The organism is Pseudomonas sp. VA159-2, assembly GCF_024126635.1.
Lineage (GTDB): Bacteria > Pseudomonadota > Gammaproteobacteria > Pseudomonadales > Pseudomonadaceae > Aquipseudomonas > Aquipseudomonas muyukensis.
This window is the reverse complement of the sequence record NZ_JAMYBV010000058.1, coordinates 1-3,628: the sequence shown is the minus strand read 5'-3', so window position 1 is coordinate 3,628 and position 3,628 is coordinate 1. Positions and strand designations below refer to the sequence as shown.

The 3,628-nt window shown below is 65.8% G+C and carries 2 protein-coding genes; both read left to right on the top strand.

All coding sequences use genetic code 11. The features are described from left to right. Window positions 1-2,341, top strand: a 2,341-nt coding sequence (tssI, locus tag NJG22_RS24280) for a type VI secretion system Vgr family protein (protein ID WP_253098459.1), incomplete at its 5' end; no start/stop codon positions are given. Continuing rightward, window positions 2,338-3,628: DUF6531 domain-containing protein (locus tag NJG22_RS24275; protein WP_253098457.1), on the top strand; the 1,291-nt coding region annotated here is incomplete at its 3' end. The genes tssI and NJG22_RS24275, both read left to right, overlap by 4 nt.

Genomic DNA, 3,628 nt, shown 5'->3' with positions numbered 1-3,628 from the left:
CCTGCGCCTGGAAACCCGCACCAGCAGCGTCACCCGCCGCGACTACGACTTCAAGAAACCGCTGATCCAGCTCGAAGGCGCGGTCGATAGCCACGACGAACCGGCTCTGGAAGACTACGACTACCCCGGCCGCTTCCTCGATCGTCCGCGTGGCAAACACCTGGCCAACCGCGCCCTGGAGCGCCACCGCAGCGACTACCGCCAGGCCCAGGGCGATAGCGACCAGCCGCTGCTCGCCAGTGGCCATTTCCTGACTCTCGCGAGCCATCCCAACGCCAGTTGGAACGATCTCTGGCTGTTGGTCGAGCTACGCCATCAGGGCCGCCAGCCACAGGTGCTGGAAGAAGCCATTACCAGCGACGTCGACGCCAAGTACGACGGCTTCCAGCAGGGCTACCGCAACTTCTTCGTGGTCACCCCGTGGGAGCAGCCGTACCGACCACCGCTGAACCACCCGAAACCCAAGGTGCTCGGCGAGCAGCGCGCCGTGGTCAGCGGCCCGGCCGGCGAAGAGATCTACTGCGACGAATACGGCCGCATCAAAGTGCAGTTCTTCTGGGACCGTGAGGGCCGCGCCGACGACAAGTCCAGCGTGTGGATGCGCGTGGCCAGCAGTTGGGCCGGCCAAGGCATCGCTGGCCTGCAATTGCCCCGCGTGGGCATGGAAGTGCTGGTCAGCTTCCTCGAAGGTGACCCCGATCAGCCCTTGGTCACCGGCTGCCTGTACCACGGCGTGAACATGCCGCACTACAAGCTGCCCGACTTGAAAACCCTGGCCACCATCAAGAGCAAGGAATACAAGGGCAGCCGCGGCAACGAACTGCGCATCGACGACACCACCAGCGAAATCAGCATTGCCCTGCGCAGTGATCATGGCGCCAGTGCGCTGAACCTCGGCTACCTGACGCATCCGCGCCCAAGCGGCGGCGCGCCACGCGGAGAAGGCTTCGAGCTGCGCACCGACCGCCACGGCGCCGTGCGCGCGGCCGGTGGCCTGCTGATCACCACCGAACCCCGCGCCAACGAAGCCAAGCACCACAAGGACCTGCCGGAAACCGCCGAACGTCTGGCCACCGCCAGCGAGCAGCAAGACAGCCTGGCTGAACTGGCCAAGCAGATGCAGGCCCAGGAGCCCGGCGACCAGGACGCCGTGGCCAAGGATCTGCACAAGCAGCACATTGGCATCCTCGGCAGCGGCCCAGGCGACCTCACGAAAAACGAGTTCGCCGAATTCACCCAGCCGCACCTTGTGGTGTCCAGCCCGGCCGGCATCGCCCTGACCACCCCCGGCCCGAACCACCTCACCAGCGGCAGCCACCTGGCCCTGAGCAGTACCGGCCACACCAGTATGTCGATTGGCAAACGCCTGCTGGCCAGTGCCAGCCAGGGCATGCGCTTCTTCGTGCAGAGCCTGGGCTGGAAGCTGGTCTCGGCCTCCGGCGACATCGACATCCGCGCCCTGAAGGACAGCATCAACCTGCTGGCCAAGCTCGACATCACTGCCAACGCCGACCGCATCATCCTCAAGGCCAAGACCGAACTGGTGGTGCAGGGCGGCGGCAGCGCCACCACCTACAACGCCAGCGGCATCACCCACGTTACCAGCGCCAACTACACCGCCCACGCCGCGCGGTTCGCCCATATCGGCGCGGCGAGCATGGCCGGCACCTTCCCCGAGCCGCCCAAGCCCGGCAAAGGCGCGCTGGAACTGTTCAACCTGTACGCCAACACCAAGGGCATCAAGGCCGGCGACTACGAAGTCACCGACGCCCTGGGCACGGTGCTCAAGGGCTCGCTGGACGGGCAGGGCTTCAACGCCGTGTCCGGCGCCGCGCCCGGGCCGGCCTGGGTCACCTTCGGCCGCGATCCGACGCCCCCGTGGGCGCCGAGCAGCTACATCGGCGAAGTCGAGTGGCCGGTGCAGCCACCCGATCCGAACAGCCTGTCGACCCAGCTCGAATCGCTGGTCGACAAGCTGCCGCTGCCCAAGGGCGAAGGCGGCCTGTTCGACAAGGCCAAGCAACTGGCCGGCAGCGGCATGGACGGGGCCAAGACCGGCATGAACCTGCTCAAGACCGGGCAGGGCGCGATGCAGAGTGCGCAGCAGGTGCAAGGCGCGCTCAAAGGCGGCGTTGCTGGCCTGCCGCAACTGGCAAGCGCCGCCAGCTCGGCCCTGCCGGCCGCCTCCAACGCCTTGGGTGCCGCCAGCAAGGCGAGCAGCGCCGCGCAAGGAGCCATGGCCAGCCTGCCCAAGCTACCAGCGATGCCCAAACTCCGCGCTTTCAAGGCGCCAAGCCTGAACACCGTGACCGATCTTTTGCCTGGTGAACTGATTTCATGACCGCCAACACCCCTGAAAAACCACGTCCAGCCCAGGCGGCGGTCGTTCCCCTGGACCAGATCGGCGTTGCCGATGTCAGCCGCGGCGCCGCCGTGTTCGATGCCTGGCTGCGCGACATCAGTGGCGGCTACGTCAACCTTGAGCGGCTCAAGGATGCTGCCGAGGTGCTGCCGGTAATCGGCAACATCATCGCCCTGGTCGATGCCGTGGGCGATATCGTCAACCTCGCCAGTGCCAAAGAACCCGACCCGTGGGATTGGGTAAGCCTGGGCATCAACCTGATCGGCGTGATCCCCGCGCCACCAACCATGGCTGCGGCGCGCAAGGGCCTGCGGCCGATGCTGACCCTGGCTCGCCAGGAGGGCAAGGACATCCTCGGCGACGCGCTGGTCGAGATCATCATCGGCCATCTCAACGCCGACCTGCTGGGCGAATTGGATACCTTCCTCGTCGACGCCCAGGCCCAGCTCGACAGCATCCTCGGCGAAGCCGCCAAGACCGGCGAGCAACTAATCAACAACACCGCCGACGCCATCGACGCGATCATTCTCGGTAAGCTCGACAGCAAGGGCGACCTCGACAAGGCCACGAAGCTGGCGCAGAAGGTCAGCGAAACCTGGAAGTCCGACCCGTCGGTGGCCTTCGAGAACGCCTTCGGCGCGCTGAGCAACGCCTACTCGGCAATGGGCAAGGGCGCGGCCAACACGCTGATGAGCAACGCCGTGCCCACTCGGGTGCAGAAGGAAGTGCTCGACTACACCAAGCAATTCCGCACCTTGGCGCCGCAAATGAGCGGCAAGCTGATGAGCCTGGGTAGCACGGCCAACAAGGGCTCGATCAAGAACATGCTGCTGGTGCTGCACAACAGCAGCGTGAAGTGGCACCTGCGCAACCCCAAGGCCTTGCCCACGGTGGTCAAGCAGGACAAAGTCACCGAAGCCAAGCACCAGGGTTCCAAGGGCCGTACCGAGTCGATCACCAACCAGGGCCCGGCGACGAAAGCGGCCAACGACCAGAAGAACGAGGTCTGCACCAGTACCTGCAACCGCATCAACTTCGCCCTGGGCAGCGAGTCGCTGCACCACACCGACTTCAGCCTGCCCGGCCCGTTCCCGGTTACCTGGACGCGTACCTACAACTCGCGACTGGACAAGCTGGACGACGGCGTTCTCGGTGCCCGCTGGGTCACCGAGTTCACCACCTGCATCGACGTGGTCGACCAGGGCGTGGTGTTCCACGACATGGACGGCCGCAGCCATGCGTACCCGCTGCCCAAGCAAGGCAAGC